Annotated in this window: 16 protein-coding genes and 1 tRNA gene; 12 read left to right on the plus strand and 5 right to left on the minus strand. The window is 70.1% G+C overall.

Translation table 11 applies throughout. The annotated features are described in order from the left end of the window. The first annotated feature begins 15 nt into the window (after positions 1–15). From dgoD to mfd, 4 genes are all read left to right on the plus strand, one after another. On the plus strand, positions 16–1,161 hold the full coding sequence (dgoD, locus tag EEJ31_RS05920; RefSeq protein WP_123045377.1) for a galactonate dehydratase: 1,146 nt from the start codon (positions 16–18) through the stop codon (positions 1,159–1,161). Between the two features lie 203 nt (positions 1,162–1,364). Next, positions 1,365–1,958 (plus strand): 50S ribosomal protein L25/general stress protein Ctc, encoded by a 594-nt coding sequence (locus EEJ31_RS05925; RefSeq protein WP_123045378.1) that lies wholly within the window; start codon positions 1,365–1,367, stop codon positions 1,956–1,958. 18 nt (positions 1,959–1,976) lie between these two features. Continuing rightward, on the plus strand, positions 1,977–2,561 hold the full coding sequence (gene pth, locus EEJ31_RS05930) for an aminoacyl-tRNA hydrolase (RefSeq protein WP_123045379.1): 585 nt from the start codon (positions 1,977–1,979) through the stop codon (positions 2,559–2,561). Positions 2,562–2,625: 64 nt separating this feature from the next. Beyond that, on the plus strand, positions 2,626–6,276 hold the full coding sequence (gene mfd, locus EEJ31_RS05935; RefSeq protein WP_123045380.1) for a transcription-repair coupling factor: 3,651 nt from the start codon (positions 2,626–2,628) through the stop codon (positions 6,274–6,276). Between the two features lie 100 nt (positions 6,277–6,376). Here mfd and EEJ31_RS05940 read toward each other — a convergent pair whose 3' ends face one another. Together EEJ31_RS05940 and EEJ31_RS05945 are read right to left on the minus strand one after the other, a co-directional pair. Further along, on the minus strand, positions 6,377–7,549 hold the full coding sequence (locus EEJ31_RS05940) for a Na+/H+ antiporter NhaA (protein ID WP_123045381.1): 1,173 nt from the start codon (positions 7,547–7,549) through the stop codon (positions 6,377–6,379). 146 nt (positions 7,550–7,695) lie between these two features. Further along, positions 7,696–7,899, minus strand: a complete 204-nt coding sequence (locus EEJ31_RS05945; RefSeq protein WP_123045382.1) for a hypothetical protein — start codon at positions 7,897–7,899, stop codon at positions 7,696–7,698. A gap of 172 nt (positions 7,900–8,071) precedes the next feature. Here EEJ31_RS05945 and EEJ31_RS05950 point away from each other — a divergent pair, with 172 nt between their 5' ends. Continuing rightward, positions 8,072–8,731, plus strand: coding sequence for a MazG family protein (locus tag EEJ31_RS05950; RefSeq protein WP_123045383.1), 660 nt, complete (start codon positions 8,072–8,074; stop codon positions 8,729–8,731). Between the two features lie 5 nt (positions 8,732–8,736). Here EEJ31_RS05950 and EEJ31_RS05955 read toward each other — a convergent pair whose 3' ends face one another. Beyond that, on the minus strand, positions 8,737–8,979 hold the full coding sequence (locus tag EEJ31_RS05955; RefSeq protein WP_123045384.1) for a hypothetical protein: 243 nt from the start codon (positions 8,977–8,979) through the stop codon (positions 8,737–8,739). A gap of 184 nt (positions 8,980–9,163) precedes the next feature. Here EEJ31_RS05955 and hisS point away from each other — a divergent pair, with 184 nt between their 5' ends. From hisS to EEJ31_RS05990, 7 genes are all read left to right on the plus strand, one after another. Continuing rightward, positions 9,164–10,429 carry a histidine--tRNA ligase gene (hisS, locus tag EEJ31_RS05960; protein WP_123045385.1) on the plus strand — a complete coding sequence of 422 codons (1,266 nt, stop codon included), beginning with the start codon at positions 9,164–9,166 and terminating at the stop codon, positions 10,427–10,429. Positions 10,430–10,525: 96 nt separating this feature from the next. Beyond that, complete coding sequence (eno, locus tag EEJ31_RS05965; protein ID WP_123045386.1) at positions 10,526–11,806, plus strand: phosphopyruvate hydratase; 1,281 nt, start codon at positions 10,526–10,528, stop codon at positions 11,804–11,806. A gap of 61 nt (positions 11,807–11,867) precedes the next feature. Beyond that, positions 11,868–12,341: an FtsB family cell division protein gene (locus EEJ31_RS05970; RefSeq protein ID WP_123045387.1), complete on the plus strand. Its 474-nt coding sequence runs from the start codon at positions 11,868–11,870 to the stop codon at positions 12,339–12,341. Next, positions 12,338–12,898 (plus strand): DUF501 domain-containing protein, encoded by a 561-nt coding sequence (locus EEJ31_RS05975; protein WP_123045388.1) that lies wholly within the window; start codon positions 12,338–12,340, stop codon positions 12,896–12,898. The genes EEJ31_RS05970 and EEJ31_RS05975 overlap by 4 nt, the downstream gene beginning before the upstream one ends. Beyond that, entirely contained in the window at positions 12,895–14,172 is a 1,278-nt protein-coding gene (locus tag EEJ31_RS05980) for a S8 family peptidase (protein WP_233563757.1), read from the plus strand. Before EEJ31_RS05975 ends, EEJ31_RS05980 begins: the two co-directional genes overlap by 4 nt. A 53-nt stretch (positions 14,173–14,225) precedes the next feature. Beyond that, positions 14,226–15,896 carry an NAD(P)/FAD-dependent oxidoreductase gene (locus EEJ31_RS05985; protein ID WP_233563758.1) on the plus strand — a complete coding sequence of 557 codons (1,671 nt, stop codon included), beginning with the start codon at positions 14,226–14,228 and terminating at the stop codon, positions 15,894–15,896. 129 nt (positions 15,897–16,025) lie between these two features. Next, a tRNA-Leu gene (locus EEJ31_RS05990) sits at positions 16,026–16,099 on the plus strand. Between the two features lie 18 nt (positions 16,100–16,117). Here EEJ31_RS05990 and EEJ31_RS05995 read toward each other — a convergent pair. Then, positions 16,118–16,852, minus strand: coding sequence for an ABC transporter permease (locus EEJ31_RS05995; protein ID WP_123045390.1), 735 nt, complete (start codon positions 16,850–16,852; stop codon positions 16,118–16,120). Continuing rightward, positions 16,849–17,607: an ABC transporter ATP-binding protein gene (locus tag EEJ31_RS06000; RefSeq protein ID WP_123045391.1), complete on the minus strand. Its 759-nt coding sequence runs from the start codon at positions 17,605–17,607 to the stop codon at positions 16,849–16,851. Before EEJ31_RS06000 ends, EEJ31_RS05995 begins: the two co-directional genes overlap by 4 nt. Positions 17,608–17,609: the final 2 nt, after the last annotated feature.

Consider the following 17,609-nt stretch of genomic DNA (forward strand, 5'->3'; position numbering starts at 1 on the left):
GCCGGCGACCCCGGAATGCGCATCACCCGCGTCGAGACGTTCCTCGTGCCGCCGCGCTGGCTGTTCGTGCGCATCGAGACCGAGTCGGGTGTCGTCGGCTGGGGTGAAGCGAGCCTCGAGGGGCACTCCGAGGGCGTGCGCACCGTGGTCGAGCAGTTCGCGGAACACCTCGTCGGCAGCGACGCCTCGCGCATCGAGGACCACTGGCAGGTGCTCACCAAGAGCGGCTTCTACCGCGGCGGGGCCGTCTTCGGCAGCGCCATCTCCGGCATCGACCAGGCGCTGTGGGACATCAAGGGCAAGCACCTCGGGGTGCCCGTGCACGAGCTGCTCGGCGGCGCCGTGCGCGACCGCATCCGCGTCTACGGCTGGGTCGGCGGTGACGACCCCAGCGGTGTCGCGGACGCGATCGAGGCCCAACTGAAGGCCGGCCTCACCGCCGTGAAGATGAACGCCTCCGGCGTCATGGGGCGCATCGGCTCTGTCGCCGAGATCGACGGCGTGCTCGAGCGGGTCGCCGTCGCCCGCGAGGTGCTCGGGCCCCACCGCGACGTCGCCGTCGACTTCCACGGGCGCTTCACGCTCGCGAACGCACGGCGCATCGCCCCGATGCTCGAACCGCTCCGGCCGTTCTTCATCGAGGAACCCGTCGTGCCCGAGAACTCCCACCTCATCGGCCAGCTCGTGCAGGGCACGTCGGTGCCCATCGCGACGGGGGAGCGGCTGTACAACCGGCAGGAGTTCCTCCCGGTGCTGCAGGCGGGCATCTCGGTCGCGCAGCCCGACCTGTCGCACGCCGGCGGCATCTCCGAGGTGCGCCGCATCGCCGCCCTCGCCGAGGCGTACGACGTGCAGCTGGCGCCGCACTGCCCGCTCGGCCCGATCGCGCTTGCGTCGTGCCTGCAGGTGGGCTTCGCGACGCCGAACTACCTGATCCAGGAACAGAGCATCGGCATCCACTACAACCAGGGCGCGGAGGTGCTGGACTACGTGGTCGACAAGACCCCGTTGAACTTCGCCTCCGGCAGCATCGAACGCCTCACCGGCCCGGGGCTCGGCATCGAAGTCGACGAGGCGGCCGTGCGCGCAGCGGATGCCCGCGGGCACAGCTGGCGCACACCGGTCTGGCGTCATCCTGATGGTTCCCTCGCAGAATGGTGAGCGGTCCGCGGCACTGACGCGCGCCTGCTAAACTGGCTGACTGAACTTCGGCGAGGGATTCGCGCTCTGGCGCCATCCGTTATCGACGCGGCGAAAAGGCCCTGCGGCTTTTCCTCACGCTGACATGCGTTCGAGTTGAACCAGTCGTGGGCCCCGCCCGCGAGACATTTATCTGGGCGATGGGCCCGGCAAGGAGAAACATCATGGCTGAAGAATCCAACAAGGTTGTCGCCGAACGTCGCGAGAACTTCGGCAAGGGCTACGCCCGCCGCCTGCGCGCCGCCGGGAAGATCCCGGCCGTCATCTACGGGCACGGCGGCGACCCGCTGCACGTGGCCGTGCCGGCCCACCACGTCGCCCTGCTGCTGCGCAAGGCGAACGCCATCCTCGAGATCGAGGTCGACGGGGGCAGCCACCTCACCCTGGTGAAGGACGTGCAGAAGGACCCCGTGCGCCAGATCATCGAGCACCTCGACCTGCTGGCCGTGCGCCAGGGCGAAAAGGTCGAGGTCGAGATCCCCGTGCACCTCTCCGGTGAGCCCTTCTCCGGCACCGTCGCCCTCGTCGAGCTCAACACGCTGAAGCTCGAGGCCGAGGCCACTCACATCCCCGAGTTCGTCGTCATCGACATCGAGGGCGCCGTCGAGGGCACCCAGATCCACGCCAAGGACGTCGTCCTGCCGCGCGGCTCGGTCCTCGCCGACGACGCCGACCTGCTCGTCGTCAACATCGTGGTGCCGGCCGCCGGCCGTGGCACCGACGAGGAGAGCGCGACCGAGGCTCCCGCCGCCGAATAGCGGTCGAACGCGCGCGCAATGGGCGACGACAGCTGGCTCGTGGTCGGGCTCGGGAATCCCGGGCCCGGCTACGCCGGCAACCGCCACAACGTGGGCCAGATGGTGCTGGCCGAACTCGCCCGCCGCATGTCCGCTTCGTTCACATCGCACAAGGCCAACGCGCGTGTCGCCGAAGGCCGGCTGGCACCCGGCCGACCGAAACTGATCCTCGCCGCCCCGAACACGTTCATGAACGTGTCGGGCGGCCCCGTGGCGAACCTGCTGCGGTTCTACTCCCTGGAGCCCTCCCGGCTCATCGTCGTGCACGACGAACTCGACCTCCCCTTCGACACCCTGCGGTTGAAGGCGACCGGCGGGCACGGCGGCCACAACGGTCTCCGGGACATCATCGCCGCAACCGGGTCGAACGACTTCGTGCGCGTGCGGGTGGGGATCGGCCGCCCGCCGGGCCGGCAGGACCCCGCGGACTACGTGCTGCGGGACTTCGGGAGTACCGAACGGGCTGTGCTGCCCACTCTGCTGGCCGACGCCGCCGACGCGGTCGAGCTCGTCGCATCCGCCGGCCTCACCGCCGCCCAGCAGAAGTTCCACGCCCCCGCCTGACCCGGCCCCCGGTGCCGGGTCGGATGGGGACAGCGGGATCTGGCGGGCGGGTAAACTGGGGCGAGTGATCCTCCAGGGCTTAATCGCAGCGCTTTCTGGCGCCTCCACGTTCGATAAGGCCCTCGGTTACGCAGGCCGCGACGCCGACTTCTCGCTCACCGAGGGGATGCGCGCACCGCTGCTGGCGGGCCTCATGCGCCAGCGACGCACCCTCGACCTGCCGCAGGCGCTTTTCGTCATCACCGCGACCGGCCGGGAGTCCGAGGCGTTGCGTGAGAACCTCGGATGCTTCGCCTCCGAGTCCGCCTACCCGGCCGAGATCATCGAGTTCCCCGCCTGGGAGACCCTCCCGCACGAGCGGCTGAGCCCGAGCGCCGAGATCGTGGGCAAGCGCCTGCAGGCGCTGCGGCGGATGCGCACCTGGCAGGAGACCGAGCCGGCGAAGCGTCCGCCGCTGGTCGTCGTGGCCTCCGTGCGCGCGGCGCTGCAGCCGGTCGCCGACAACCTCACCGAATTCGAGCCCCTCGAGCTGGTCGCCGGCGGACGCGGCCACGACCTGTCCCGCATCGCCCTGGACCTCGTCGACGTCGCGTATTCGCGCGTGGACATGGTGACCCGCCGCGGCGAGTTCGCGGTGCGCGGCGGCATCCTCGACGTCTTCCCGCCCACGGCGCCCCACCCGTACCGGGTCGAGTTCTTCGGCGACGAGGTCGAGCAGATGCGCGCCTTCTCGGTCGCCGACCAGCGCTCCCTCCCCGAACCCATCGCGTCGATCACGCTCCCGCCGAGCCGCGAGCTGCTGCTCAGCCCCGCCGTGCGGCAGCGCGCCCGGGAGATGCAGCACGAGTTCCCCAGCCTCTCGGGCATGCTCGCCCGCATCGCCGAGGGCATCCCGGTCGACGGCATGGAGAGCCTCGCGCCGGCGCTCGTCGACCGGCTGGTGCCGGTGACGCATTACCTGCCGGAGGGCGCCGCGGTCGCCGTCGTCTCGCCCGAACGCGTCGCCTCCCGCGCGGTGAGCCTCGCCGAGACGAACCGCGAGTTCCTCTCTGCGGCGTGGAACGCCGCCACCGCCGGGGCCGAGGCGCCGATCGACCTGGAATCCGGCGACTTCCTCACCCTCAACCAGCTGCGCGACGCCGTCACCTTCACCGCTCCCGGGCAGCCGGCCTCCCGAAACGCCTGGTGGACGCTCAGCTCCTTCCAGTCCGCGCCCAGCCAGGAGCAGGTGCTGCCCGAGCACCGGGACATGGAGGACCTCCTCACCGTGCGCATCGACGCGGATGCCGTGCCGAGTTTCCAGGGCAACGTCGACGGGGCCGTCATCCACCTGGCCACGCGCCTCAAGGCCGGCTGGACGGTGGCGATCGCCGCCCAGGGCGCCGGCCTCGTCGAGCGCGCCGCCGACCTCCTCGGCGAGCACGAACTGCCCGCGCGGATGGTCGATGAGTTCCCCGTCGACCCGGAACCCGGCATCGCCTACCTGCTGAAGGCATCCGTCGACCATGGTTTCGAGATGCCGGAGATCACGCTCACGCTGGTGAGCGAGTCGGAGTTCTACGGGCGCACCGTCGGCTACGACTCCCGGCAGGTGAAGAAGCTCGCCAGCCGGCGCAAGAACGTCGTCGACCCGCTGCAGCTGAAGACCGGCGACCATGTCGTGCACCAGACCCACGGCATCGGCCGGTTCATCGAGATGACCCAGCGTGAGGTGTCGAGCGGCGGCCGCAACCCCGTGAAGACCAAGCGCGAATACCTCGTGCTCGAGTACGCCCCGTCGAAGCGCGGCCAGGCGGGCGACCGGTTGTTCGTGCCCACCGACCAGCTCGACCTGCTCACCCGCTACGTGGGCGGCGAGGCGCCGGCGCTCAGCAAGATGGGCGGCAGCGACTGGGCCTCGGCCAAGAGCAAGGCCCGCCGCGCCGTGCGCGACATCGCCGTGGAGCTCGTGAAGCTGTACTCGGCGCGCATGGCGAGCAAGGGGCACGCCTTCGGCCCCGACACGCCTTGGCAGCGGGAGCTCGAGGAGGCCTTCCCGTTCGCCGAGACGCCCGACCAGCTCACCACAATCGACGAGGTCAAAGCGGATATGGAGCGGGCCATTCCCATGGACCGCCTCCTGTCGGGAGATGTCGGGTTCGGCAAGACCGAGGTCGCGGTGCGTGCCGCGTTCAAGGCCATCCAGGACGGCAAGCAGGTAGCCATGCTGGTGCCGACGACGCTGCTCGTGCGCCAGCACATGGAGACATTCCAGGAACGCTTCGCCGGGTTCCCGATTCATCTGCGCGCCCTCAGCCGGTTCCAGACCGAGAAGGAGTCCCGCGAGACGGTCGCCGGCCTCCTCGACGGCACCGTCGACCTCGTCATCGGAACGCACCGCCTGCTCTCCGACTCGATCATCTTCAAGGACCTCGGGCTCGTCATCATCGACGAAGAGCAGCGCTTCGGCGTCGAGCACAAGGACGCCCTCAAGAAGCTCAAGACCAACGTCGACATCCTCGCCATGAGCGCCACGCCGATCCCGCGCACGCTCGAGATGGCGGTGACCGGCATCCGTGAGATGTCGACGCTGGCGACCCCGCCCGAGGACCGGCACCCGATTCTCACCTTCGTCGGCCCCTACTCCGAACGCCAGGTCGCGGCCGCGATCCGGCGTGAGCTGCTGCGTGAGGGTCAGGTGTTCTTCGTGCACAACCGGGTCTCCAGCATCAACCGCATCGCCGCCCAGATCGCGGAGTTGGTGCCCGAGGCGCGTATCGCCGTCGCGCACGGCAGGTTGCCCGAGGCGGCGCTGGAGCAGGTGGTCGTCGACTTCTGGGAGCGGAAGTTCGACGTGCTGGTGACCACGACCATCATCGAGACCGGCCTCGACATCGCGAACGCGAACACCATCATCATCGACCGCGCCGACAAGTACGGGCTCAGCCAGCTGCACCAGCTGCGCGGCCGCGTCGGGCGCGGGCGGGAGCGCGCCTACGCCTACTTCCTCTACGACGAGAACAAGCCGCTGTCGGAGACGGCGCACGACCGGTTGTCGACGATCGCCGCGAACAACGAGCTCGGCAGCGGCATGCAGGTGGCGCTGAAAGACCTGGAGATCCGCGGCGCCGGCAACCTGCTCGGCGGCGAGCAGGCCGGGCACATCGCTGGTGTCGGCTTCGACCTGTACCTGCGCATGATCGGCGAGGCCGTCTCGACCTTCCGCGGCGACGTGGCCGAGGGGCAGACGGAGCTGCGGCTCGAGCTGCCGGTCGACGCGCACATCCCGGAGGAGTACGTGGACAGCGAGCGCCTGCGGCTCGAGGCATACCAGAAGCTCTCCACCGCGAGTTCGCCGGCGGCCAAGGACGACCAGATCGCCCTCGTGCTGGAGGAACTCACCGACCGGTACGGGGAACCGCCCGTCGCCGTGGCAAACCTCATGGCGGTCTCGCGGCTCCGCCGCCGCGCCCAGCAGGCCGGCCTCGGCGAGGTGGTCGCCATGGGCTCGAACCTGCGCGTCGCGCCCGTCGAGCTGCCCGACTCCATGCAGGTGCGGCTGCAACGGATGTACCCGGGGGCGCGCTACTTCACCCAGAACGGGTCCCTCACCGTGCCGATGCCGCGGGTGAACGGGGAGGCGCCGGGCGACGCCGAGCTCATCGACTGGGTCGGCTCGTTCCTCACCGCGATCTTCCCGGCGCCGGTCGAGAGCCAGCCGGCCCCCGCCCCGTAGCCGTTCGAGTGCACGAGAACCAGCTGCGCGCGGGCGCACCCGCAATATACGGATGCGAGGCTACAGCTGGTTCTCACGCACCGGCATGCGCGGTGCCCGCCTATCGCTGCGCGTGCAACCGACGATAGTGGCGGGACCGGGCACTGACCACTGCCGCGGCCACGACCATGGCGATGCCGGAACCGACGAGCACCGCGAGGATGCCTTCGTCGGCGATGCGGTCATCGCCCGCGAACGCCAGCTCACTCATCAGCAGCGACACCGTGAAGCCGATGCCGCCGAGACTGGCGACGACCATGATGTCGGGGAGGTGGAGGGCCGGCCGGTCGCGTCGACGGGCAAGGTGGCTTCCGGCCCACCCGGCGAGGGTGATCCCGACGAACTTGCCGACCGGCAGGGCGATCGCGATCGCCCAGAAGGCGGCGCTGAGCCCGCTCAGCGGCACGGCCGGAATCGCGACCAGCGCGGCCGAGAACGCGAAGACGGGCAGCACGATGCCGTTCGAATACGGCTCGAGCACATGGTGAGCGCGGCCCGCGGGCACCCGGGCCATGACCAGACCGAGCGCCACGCCGGCGATGGTGGCGTGCACACCGGAGCGGAACGTGAAGTACCAGCTGAGTGCGCCAAGCAGCACGAGCGCGACGATGAGCGGCCAGCGTGGCCTGCGGGCGAGCACCCAGGGGGCCCGCGGCTTCAGCATCCGGCTGGTCAGCCCGAACAGCGTGGCGGTCACTGCCGCCAGGGCGATGAACGCCGGCTGTGCGTCGTGGGTGAAGAAGACCGCGATAATCAGGATGGCGACCAGGTCGTCGAGCACCGCGAGGGCGAGCAGGAAGACGCGCACGCGCGTGGGGATGTGGCGCCCGAAGACCGCGAGCACGCCGAGTGCGAAGGCGATGTCGGTGGCCGTGGGCACCGGCCACCCCGACGCGAGCCCTGAGCCGGCGGTGACGACCAGGTAGATGCCGGCCGGAACAACAACGCCGCCGACCGCCGCGACCGCGGGGAGGGCAGCCTTGGCCGGGCTACTGAGATCGCCGATGGCCAGTTCGCGTTTGAGTTCCACGGCGACGACGAAGAAGAAGACGGCGAGCAGGCCATCGCTGATCCAGTGCCGTGCCGACAGCTCCAGGCCGAAAGGCAGGTGTGCGGGGGAGTCCATGACGGTGAGGAGCCACGGTCCGATGGCGGTGTTCGCCAGGACGAGGCCCAGCACGGCCGCAGTGAGCAGCAGTGCGGCGGCGAAGCGCTCGGAGCGGAAGAGGGTCATGGGCGCCTCACCCGGGGCGGGCCCCGTGGTCGTTACGAATCGTGAGAGCGACATGCGTCGCCCGCCGACCAGACTTCCCGGCTCACCGATGCCCAGCTTACTGCTCGCGTTCGGCCGTCGCGATTCCGGCCCGTGGCAGCGGGCCTCTAGACGATGGTGCGGTCGATGCGGTTATGGGTGTCGGCCTTCGCCGCTTCTGCCCGAGCCCTGGCGCTGGGGAGCGTGTCATCCGGGTCGGGGCCAGCAGGCGGATCGTCGTGCCGCGTCAGGATATAGCGCACGAGCGCGACAGCCAACGTGATCCCTACCGCCAGCATGCCGATCGTGAAGCTCACCCATTCCGTCGTCATGGCACTCCCTTCGGCTTGCGCCCCACACTAGCGCCGAGTAGGAGCGGGGCAGGTCTCTCAATCAGGAAAAACCGCAGGGAGCGGTCCGTGCACCGGCCTGCCGTCCCGGTTCCGCCTGAAGGAGACCGCTCTTGGCGCGACGTACCATGGAGTTCACACAGAGGAGGCCCGTGTGACCGACAGAACCGAGCTGGACCGGCTCATCGACACCGTCGCGGTGCTGCGGGCGCCCGGCGGCTGCCCGTGGGACGCCGACCAGTCCCACGCCTCGCTCGTGCAGTACCTCGTCGAGGAGACCCACGAACTCATCGAGGCCATCGAGGCGGGCGACCGCGACGAGATGATCGAGGAACTCGGCGACGTGCTCTACCAGGTGCTCTTCCACGCCGACATCGCCGCGCACACCCCCGGCGAGGAGTTCGACATCAACGACGTCGCGGCGCACATGACCGCGAAAATGATCGGGCGGCATCCGCATGTCTTCGGCGACGAGAACCTGGAGACCGCCGACGAGGTGATCGCCGCGTGGGACGGGTTCAAGGCGGCGGAGAAGCCGCATCGCACGAGCGTGCTCGACGGCATCCCGCAGGGGATGCCCGCCCTGGCGCTCGCCGACAAGGTCATCGGCCGCGCGCAGAAGATCGGGCTCCTGGAGCAGGAGGCCGGCGCGGGCGTGCCGCTTGAGAGCGAGGACGAGCTCGGCCCGCTGCTCTTGGCGATCGTCGCCTCGGCGAAGGCGCAGGGCCTCGACGCCGAACGCGCCCTTCGCGGCGCCGTTCGCGACCTGCAGGCCGAGATCCGCTCGGCAGAAGCGGATGCCGCGGCCGGCTGACCCGCTCAGCCCAGACGCACCCGCGCGGCGGTCGCCTGGCGCACGCCGAGTGCCTCAAGGGCACGGGCCAGGGTGAGCGACTGCGCCACCTCGACGGCCAGGTTGATGTTGCCGCCCGACAGCGACACGAACACGTTCCCGGCCCGGTGGATGTAGCCCATCACCGTTGACCCCTCGCGCACTTCCCATGTGGACGTTCCGACCTCGGCAACGGCGACCGGTCGGGAAGCAGAAACGGGCATGAACATAGGGCTAGTTCTCCTTGCGGGTGTGAGAGCTGGTGGGTGGGAGATGCTGAGAGAATGTCAGCGGAGCCCCCAAGGTGAAATTACATCATGATCCGTCGGCTAACGGAAGGGGTGAAACCAAAATAATTCGCTCATGACCGGCCCCTTTGCGAGAGAGAACGTTTGCTCTGGCAGGATGGAGACCATGGCAGCAGCAGTGACACCGCCGCGCGGGATGCGCGATTTCCTCCCCGCAGAGAAGGCGCGCAGGGAGCACGCGCTCGGCGTCATCCGTCACAGCTTCGCCTCGCACGGTTTCGACGAGATCGAGACGCCGGTCATGGAGGACGCCGCACGGCTCCACTCCGGCCTCGGCGGCGACAACGAGAAACTCGCATTCGCCGTGATGAAGCGAGGGCTGGGCCCCGCGGATGCCGCGGCGGCGGCCGAGAGCGGCGACCTGCTTTCGCTGGCCGACCTGGGCCTCCGCTTCGACCTCACCGTGCCGCTGGCACGCTTCTACGCCACCCACCGCGCCGAGCTCCCCACGGTGTTCCGCGCCATCCAGATCGCACCGGTCTGGCGCGCCGAGCGGCCCCAGAAGGGCCGTTTCCGGCAGTTCATGCAGTGCGACATCGACATCATCGGGGAGGCCGGGCCGCTGGCCGAGGTCGAACTCATCACGGCCACCGCCGCCGCGCTCGACGCCCTGGGCCTGACCGGCTGCTCGATCCGCATCAACGACCGCCGCGTCCTGGCCGGGCTCCTCGCGCACTGGGGCATCGCGCCCGAGCTGACGGATCGGGCACTCATCACCATCGACAAGCTCGACAAGATCGGCGTGGACGGCGTCGTCGCCGAGCTCACCTCCCTCGGCATCGCGGCCGCGGGGGAGGCGGACGAGATCACCGCGACCCTGCACGCCATCGCGGGCGCCGGCTGGGACCTCCTCGCCGACGCCCCTCCCGCATGGCTCGACGTCGCCGCCTACGACGACCTTCTCGCCCTCCGCGGCGCGATGCCCGGCATCCGCCTGGTCTTCGACCCCACCCTGGTGCGCGGCATGGGCTATTACACCGGCACCATCTTCGAGATCGCCCACCCCGACCTGGGTTACTCCCTCGGCGGCGGCGGCCGCTACGACGGCATGATCGGCCGGTTCCTCGGCACCGACGTGCCGGCCTGCGGCTTCTCCATCGGCTTCGAGCGTATCGTCGACCTGCTCCCAGCGGATGCGGGTGCCGGCGTCGACGCCGTCGTGCTCGTGCACGAGAAGGACGCCGACCCGGCGGCCCTTGTGACCCTCAAGGCCGAGCTGGCCGCGGGCGGCAATCGAGTGCGCCTCGAGCGCCGGGCGAAGAACCTGAAGCCCGTGCTGGAGCGGGCCGCGGCAGCGGGCTACACCCGCTTCGCCTTCGTGGGCGCCGGCGTGACAGATGCCGCAAGCCTCGAGTTCAAGCCGCTCGCCTGACATCCGGTCGCCCCGCGCCCGTCAGTAGACTGTCAGCGGATGACACCGCCGTTTTCCGCAGGCACCCTTCCCACCCCAATCACACAGGAGACAGTTGTGGCTCTCATTGAGGCAGTAGACGCACGCGAAATTCTCGACTCTCGCGGCAACCCCACCGTCGAGGTCGAAGCCCTGCTCGACGACGGAAGCATGAGCCGCGCGGCGGTGCCCTCGGGAGCATCCACCGGGGCGTTCGAAGCGTACGAACTGCGCGACAACGACAAGGGCCGCTACCTGGGCAAGGGCGTGCAGAAGGCCGTCGACGCCGTCATCGACGAACTCGGCCCGGCCATCGAAGACCTCGACGCCACCGACCAGCGCATCATCGACCAGGTGCTCATCGCCGTCGACGGCACGCCCAACAAGGAGCGCGTCGGCGCCAACGCCATCCTCGGCGTGAGCCTCGCCGTCGCGAAGGCCGCCGCCCACTCCGCCGACCTGCCGCTGTTCCGCTACCTCGGCGGGCCGAACGCGCACACGCTGCCCGTGCCGCTCATGAACATCATCAACGGCGGCTCCCACGCCGACAACGACGTGGACATCCAGGAGTTCATGATCGTCCCTCTCGGCGCCGAGACCTTCAGCGAGGCGCTCCGCTGGGGAGTCGAGACCTACCACGCGCTCAAGGCGCTGCTGAAGTCGAAGGGACTGGCCACCGGCCTCGGCGACGAGGGCGGCTTCGCCCCCAACCTGCCGAGCAACCGTGCCGCCCTCGACCTCATCGTCGAAGCCATCACGAACGCCGGCTACACGCCGGGCACCGACATCGCCCTGGCGCTCGACGTCGCCGCGACCGAGTTCTACTCCGACGGCTCGTACACCTTCGAGGGCAAGCAGCTCTCCGCGACGGAGCTCGTCGCCTACTACTCCGACCTCGTCGCCTCCTACCCGCTGGTGTCGATCGAGGACCCGCTGGAAGAGGAGGACTGGGACGGCTACGTGCACCTCACCCAGGAACTCGGCGGCAAGGTGCAGATCGTCGGCGACGACCTCTTCGTCACCAACCCGGAGCGCCTGGCCAAGGGCCTCTCCCTCCGGGCGGCCAACTCCATCCTCGTTAAGGTGAACCAGATCGGCACCCTCACCGAGACCCTCGACGCCGTCGCCCTCGCGCAGCGTTCGGGCTACACCGCAATCCTGTCGCACCGTTCCGGCGAGACCGAGGACACGACGATCGCCGACCTCGCCGTCGCAACGGATGCCGGTCAGATCAAGACCGGTGCGCCGGCCCGGAGTGAGCGCGTGGCCAAGTACAATCAGTTGCTGAGGATCGAGGAAGAGCTGGGCGAGGCGGCGGTCTACGCCGGCCGCAGCGCCTTCCCGCGCTTCACGGCCTGACCATTTCGGGCGCGGGCCGGGCGAGAGCCCGCCCGGGCCCGACAGGGGGAGAGGAGTCGCCGTGGCAAAGAACCACGACCGGCAACCCGTGGCGATGCCCGGCGACCCGTCGGCCGCCGGCGGCTGGCTGCGCGGCATCCGCTTCTCGGGCTTCTCGCTCGTGATGATGGGAATCCTCGTGCTGGCTGTGATCGTGCTCGCACCCAGCCTGCACAGCTACGCGGCCCAGCGGCAGCAGATCGCCGACCTGCGGGCGAGCGTGCAGGACGCGAAGGCCACCGTCGACGACGCCCGGGCCCAGCGCGAACGCTGGAACGACCGCACCTATGTCATCACCCAGGCGCGCGAGCGGCTCTCCTACGTGCTGCCCGGTGACATCAGCTTCCTCGTGATCAACGACCTGCCCGAGAGCGCCACCAACACCGATACGGCGCCGGTGAGCAAGCACATCCAGGAGGACGACCAGGTGGATTGGATGCAGTCGATGTTCGCGTCGATCATGACCGCGGGACTCGGCTCCGGGGGCGCGAAGTGACGCGCCCCCCGTTCACGCCGCCCACCGAGGCGGACGTGGCGGCCGTGTCGGCCCAGCTGGGCCGACCCGCCCGCGACGTCGCCGGAATCGCGGCGCGCTGCGTGTGCGGTGCGCCGACCGTCGTCGCCACCGCGCCGCGCCTGAGCGACGGCACGCCGTTCCCCACCCTGTACTACCTGTCGCATCCCGCCGCCACTGCCGCCATCTCGCACCTCGAGGCGACGCAGGTGATGAACGAGTACAACCAGATGCTCGCCGACGACCCCGAGCTGCGGGAGCAGTACCGGTCGGCGCACGAGAGCTTCCTGGCCGACCGCGAGAAGCTCGGCAGCGTGCCCGAGATCGCCGGGATCTCATCGGGCGGCATGCCCGAGCGGGTGAAATGCCTGCACGCCCTCGCCGCGCACGCCCTGGCCGCCGGACCCGGCCTCAACCCCATCGGCGACCTCGCCCTCGAGCGCTGCTCCTGGAGCCCGTCGGTGTGCGAATGCGTCCCCGCCGCCGACCCCCAGGCAGCCGAGGCGATTCCCGGCGCGGCCCGCCCGGCAGGCTCGTGACCCGCTTCCTTCGGCGGCTGGGGGTCGGCGCGGCGATCGCCGTGTCCGCCCTGCTCGGCGCGGGCTCGGTCGTGGCCGACGCCGCGCCGGCCCACGCCGACCAGGTGCGCGACCTGGAGTACTGGCTGCAGGACTACGGATTCGTCAAGGCCTGGAGCGTGACCAAGGGCGCGGGCGTCAAGGTCGCCATCATCGACACGGGCGTGGCCACCGGCGTGCGCGACCTGGGGAACGCCGTCGTCGGCGGCACGGATGTGTCGGGGCTGGGTTCCCCCGACGGCCAGACCCCGGTGGGCAGCGGCAGCGAGCACGCCACCATGGTGGCCTCGCTGCTCGCCGGCCGCGGCACCGCCCAGGGTGACGGCATCCTGGGCGTGGCGCCCGAGGCCTCGCTCCTGTCGGTGTCGGTGGCCTTCGGCGACAGCGACTCGGAGATCAGCAACGACGAGCAGATCGCCGACGGCATCCGCTGGGCCGTCGACAACGGCGCGGGCGTCATCAACATGTCGCTCACCCGCAACACCCTCGCGTGGCCGGAGAGCTGGGACAAGGCGTTCCTCTATGCGTTCGAGCACGACGTGGTCGTCGTGGCCGCGGCGGGCAACCGGGGGAGCGGCACCACCGAGGTGGGCGCGCCCGCCACCATCCCCGGCGTGCTCACCGTCGCCGGCGTCGACCGCGACAAGTCCGCGAGTTTCGACGCGTCCTCGCAGGGCATCACCATCTCGGTCGCAGCCCCGAGCGAGGAGATGGTGGGCGTCACCCCCGACGGCGGCTACCTGATGTGGAACGGCACGAGCGCGGCCGCGCCGATCGTCTCGGGCCTCGTCGCGCTGGTGCGGTCGGCGCACCCCGAGCTGGGCGCGGCGGATGTCATCCACCGCATCATCGCCACCGCCGACCCCAACGGCCACACCGTTCCCAGCCCCATCTACGGGTACGGGCTCATCGACGCCGAGGCGGCGGTCAAGGCCACCGTGTCGACCGCGCCCAGCACGACGCCGGAGCAGCAGCTCCGCCAGTGGATCCACCTGCACCGCCGGGCCGAGGTCGAGCCGACGCCGGTGCCGACTCCTGTGGAGGTGGCGCCGCCGACGATCCAGGCCGACCCGCCGGTTCCGCGCCGTGCCACGGCGTCCAGCTGGCTGCCGAGCCCGTTGTCGCTGACCTATATCAGCCTGCCGCTCGCCGTGCTACTGGGGTTTGCTATTCTGGTAGCGCTGTTGGGCATAGGGGCCACTCGGCATCTCAAACGGATTCGACGCAACCAGTAACATCCGTGTTCGCGGTCCGCAGAATCAGTATTCATGGAGGAGAGCTTCTTATCGTGCCGAAAATTCTCATCGTTGGTGGTGGCTACGCCGGCTTTTACACCGCATGGAAGCTCGAGAAGTGGCTGCGCCCCGGTGAAGCCGAGGTCACGATCGTGGACCCGCTGCCGTACATGACCTACCAGCCGTTCCTGCCCGAGGTCGCCGCCGGCTCCATCGAGCCGCGGCACGCCGTCGTCTCGCAGCGTCGTCACCTGCGCACGACCGAGGTCATCACGGCCAAGGTCACCAATGTGAACCACGCCGAGAAGAAGGCGACGATCACGCCCGCCGTGGGCGAGCCGTGGGAGTTCGACTACGACGTCGTCGTGGTCACCGCCGGATCGGTGTCGCGCACGTTCCCGATCCCGGGCGTCGCCGACCAGGCCATCGGGCTCAAGACCATCGAGGAGGCCGTCGCCATCCGCGACCGACTGCTCACGAACTTCGACAAGGCGGCGCAGCTGGCTCCCGGCCCCGAGCGCGACCGCCTGCTCACGTTCGTCGTCGTCGGCGGCGGTTTCGCCGGCATCGAGATCTTCGCTGAGCTCCGCTCCCTCGCGTCGGGGCTGCTGCCCAAGTACCCGCAGATCAGCTTCGAAGACACGCACTTCCACCTCATCGAGGCCATGGGGCGCATCATGCCCGAGGTGTCACTGCCCACGAGCCACTGGGTGATCAAGAACCTCGCCCAGCGCGGCGCCGAGATCCACCTGGAGACCCAGCTCACGAGCGCCGTCGACGGCAGGATCGAGCTGTCGACCGGCGAGAGTTTCGAGTCCGACCTCATCGTCTGGACCGCCGGCGTCATGGCGAACCCGACCATCGTGCGCAACACCGATCTCCCCGTCGAGGAGCGCGGCCGCATCCGCACCCGCGCCGACCTCCGGGTGGGAACCGAGGACGACATCGTCGAGGACGCCTGGGCGGCCGGCGACGTGAGCGCCGTTCCCGACCTCACCGGCGGGGGAGTGGGCGGCTACTGCGTGCCCAACGCCCAGCACGCGGTGCGCCAGGGCAAGCTCATGGCCAAGAACATCGTTGCCGTGCTGCGCGGCGAGGGCCCGACGGAATACGTGCACAAGAACCTCGGCGCCGTCGCGGGCCTCGGCATCGGCTACGGCGTGTTCCAGTCCGGCAAGACCGCCATCAAGGGCCTCCCGGCCTGGTTCGCGCACCGCGGTTACCACGGCCTGGCCATGCCCACCTGGGAGCGCAAGCTCCGGGTGATCGGCGGCTGGGTGGGCAACTTCTTCCTCGGCCGTGACATCGTGTCGCTGCCTGCGCTCGAAGAGCCGCGTGCGGCGTTCATGGAGTTCGCGGCGCGCCCGAAGCCCCCCGCAGCGGCTGCGGCGCCGGCAGCTCCGGCATCCGTTGCCGCGGCACCCGTCGGCGCGCCGGTCGCCGCACCAGCGGCAGCCGACGCCACGGTGAAGGAGCCTGCAGCGAAGGCGCCTCGCGCCAAGGCCGCCCCGAAGGCCAGCCCGAAGGCCACCGCCGAGAAGGGCAGCACCGCCGCCGCGAGCGCCACGGCCAAGACCGCCGCGCCCAAGAGCACGACAGCCAAGAGCACGACCGCCAAGAGTGCCCCGGCGAAGAGCACGGCGCCCAAGGCCCCGCGCGCCGCGAGCCCGGTCGCCGAGAATCCCGTCGAGGTCCCGGTGGGCGAGCAGGCCTCCGGTAAGTAGAACCATGCCCCGAACCCGCTACGCGGGCTGAACGCCGCTGCGCGGGCTGAATTCAGCCCGCGCAGCGGCGTTCAGCCCGCGCAGCGAACCTGCGGCTCGGGCGGCCCGTAAACTTGCGGCAACGGATGCGCCCCCATAGCCCAACCGGCAGAGGCAGACGACTTAAAATCGTCGCAGTCTGGGTTCGAATCCCAGTGGGGGCACGGGGGGCCTGGGGCGGCTCAGGGCGTGCGGCGGCGCAGCGTCACCGAGCCGAGCACGACGGCGCCCACGATCCACGCCACGATGATCAGCAGCTCGCCGCCGACGTAGGCGGCGTCCTCCGAGTCCGCGGCGACCGCCTGCAGCGCGTCGATCGCGTGCGAGAGAGGCAGCCAGTCCGAGATGGCGCGCAGGACGTCGGGCAGTTGTTCGCGCGGCAGGAAGATTCCGCCCAGCAGGATCTGCGGGAACACCAGCGCCGGCATGAACTGCACCACCTGAAACTCGCTGCGCGCGAACGCGCTGGCGAGCAGGCCGAGGGCGGTGCCGAGCACGGCATCCGCCACGGCGACGGCGAGAAGCAGCCAGACCGAACCTTCGATCTCCAGGCCGCACACCCACACGGCGTACCCGACGGCGACGGCCGACTGCAGGACGGCGAGCAGCCCGAACGCGAGGGTGTACCCGAGGATCAGGTCGCCCTTGCCGAGCGGCATCGACAGCAATCGCTCCAGCGTGCCCGTGCGGCGCTCGCGCAGTGTCGTGATGCTCGTGATCAGGAACATGACGATGAACGGGAACAGGGCGAGGATGGCCGGCCCGATCACACCGAACACCGGGGTGTCGGCGAAGATCCACGCGACGAGTCCCACCAGGAGGCTCGGAACGATGAGCAGCAGCGCGATCGTGCGCGGGTCGTGGCGGATCTGGGTGAGGATGCGCCCCGTCGTGGCGAGGGTGCGCCGCGGGTTCATGAGTGCCTCCCGTGGTGCGGCGGCCGATTGGCCGGCGGATGCTGCCCGATGAGCGACAGGAAGGCATCCTCGGTGTCCTCCGCGCCGGTCGCGGCCAGCAGGCCGTCTGGCGTGTCGTCGGCGAGGATCTCGCCGTCCCGCATCAGCAGCAGCCGGTCGCAGCGGTTGGCTTCGTCCATCACGTGGCTGGAGACGAGAATGCTGGTGCCCGCGGCCGCGAGGCGATGGAACAGCTCCCACAGCTGCACGCGGAGCACCGGATCCAAGCCCACGGTCGGCTCGTCGAGCACCAGGAGCTCCGGCGAGCCGAGCAGCGCCCCGGCGAGCGAGACCCGGCTGAGCTGGCCGCCCGAGAGCGAGCCCACCAGCTGCCCGGCCTGCGCCTCGAGGTCGGTCGCCCCGATCACCCGGTCGACGTCGTCACGCGGGGCGCCGAGCACCGACTGGAAGTACCGGAGGTTCTGCCGCACCGTGAGGTCCTCGTAAACGGAGGGCGTCTGGGTGACGTACCCGACCAGGTGGCGGAGCGCGGCGCTCCCCGCGGGGCGGCCGAGCACCGTCACGGATCCCGAGCGCACCACCTGCACCCCCACGATGGAGCGCATCAGCGTCGTCTTCCCGCAGCCACTCGGCCCGAGGAGCCCGACCACGCCGCCCCGGGGCACACGGAGGCTCAAGCCGTGGAGCACCGCGTGCTTTCCACGCCGAACATGCAGGTCGTCGACGAGCACCGCCGGTTCCGCATTATTCACCATAT

This window comes from Cryobacterium tepidiphilum (genome assembly GCF_003716325.1).
Lineage (GTDB): Bacteria > Actinomycetota > Actinomycetes > Actinomycetales > Microbacteriaceae > Cryobacterium > Cryobacterium tepidiphilum.

What these genes read in the sequence shown, in the direction of transcription:
- dgoD (WP_123045377.1), top strand. Translation starts at nt 16, where the DNA reads ATGCGCATCACCCGCGTCGAGACGTTCCTCGTGCCGCCGCGCTGGCTG.
- EEJ31_RS05925 (WP_123045378.1), top strand. Translation starts at nt 1,365, where the DNA reads ATGGCTGAAGAATCCAACAAGGTTGTCGCCGAACGTCGCGAGAACTTC.
- pth (WP_123045379.1), top strand. Translation starts at nt 1,977, where the DNA reads ATGGGCGACGACAGCTGGCTCGTGGTCGGGCTCGGGAATCCCGGGCCC.
- EEJ31_RS05940 (WP_123045381.1), bottom strand. Translation starts at nt 7,549, where the DNA reads ATGACCCTCTTCCGCTCCGAGCGCTTCGCCGCCGCACTGCTGCTCACT.
- EEJ31_RS05945 (WP_123045382.1), bottom strand. Translation starts at nt 7,899, where the DNA reads ATGACGACGGAATGGGTGAGCTTCACGATCGGCATGCTGGCGGTAGGG.
- EEJ31_RS05955 (WP_123045384.1), bottom strand. Translation starts at nt 8,979, where the DNA reads ATGTTCATGCCCGTTTCTGCTTCCCGACCGGTCGCCGTTGCCGAGGTC.
- hisS (WP_123045385.1), top strand. Translation starts at nt 9,164, where the DNA reads ATGGCAGCAGCAGTGACACCGCCGCGCGGGATGCGCGATTTCCTCCCC.
- EEJ31_RS05995 (WP_123045390.1), bottom strand. Translation starts at nt 16,852, where the DNA reads ATGAACCCGCGGCGCACCCTCGCCACGACGGGGCGCATCCTCACCCAG.
- EEJ31_RS06000 (WP_123045391.1), bottom strand. Translation starts at nt 17,607, where the DNA reads ATGGTGAATAATGCGGAACCGGCGGTGCTCGTCGACGACCTGCATGTT.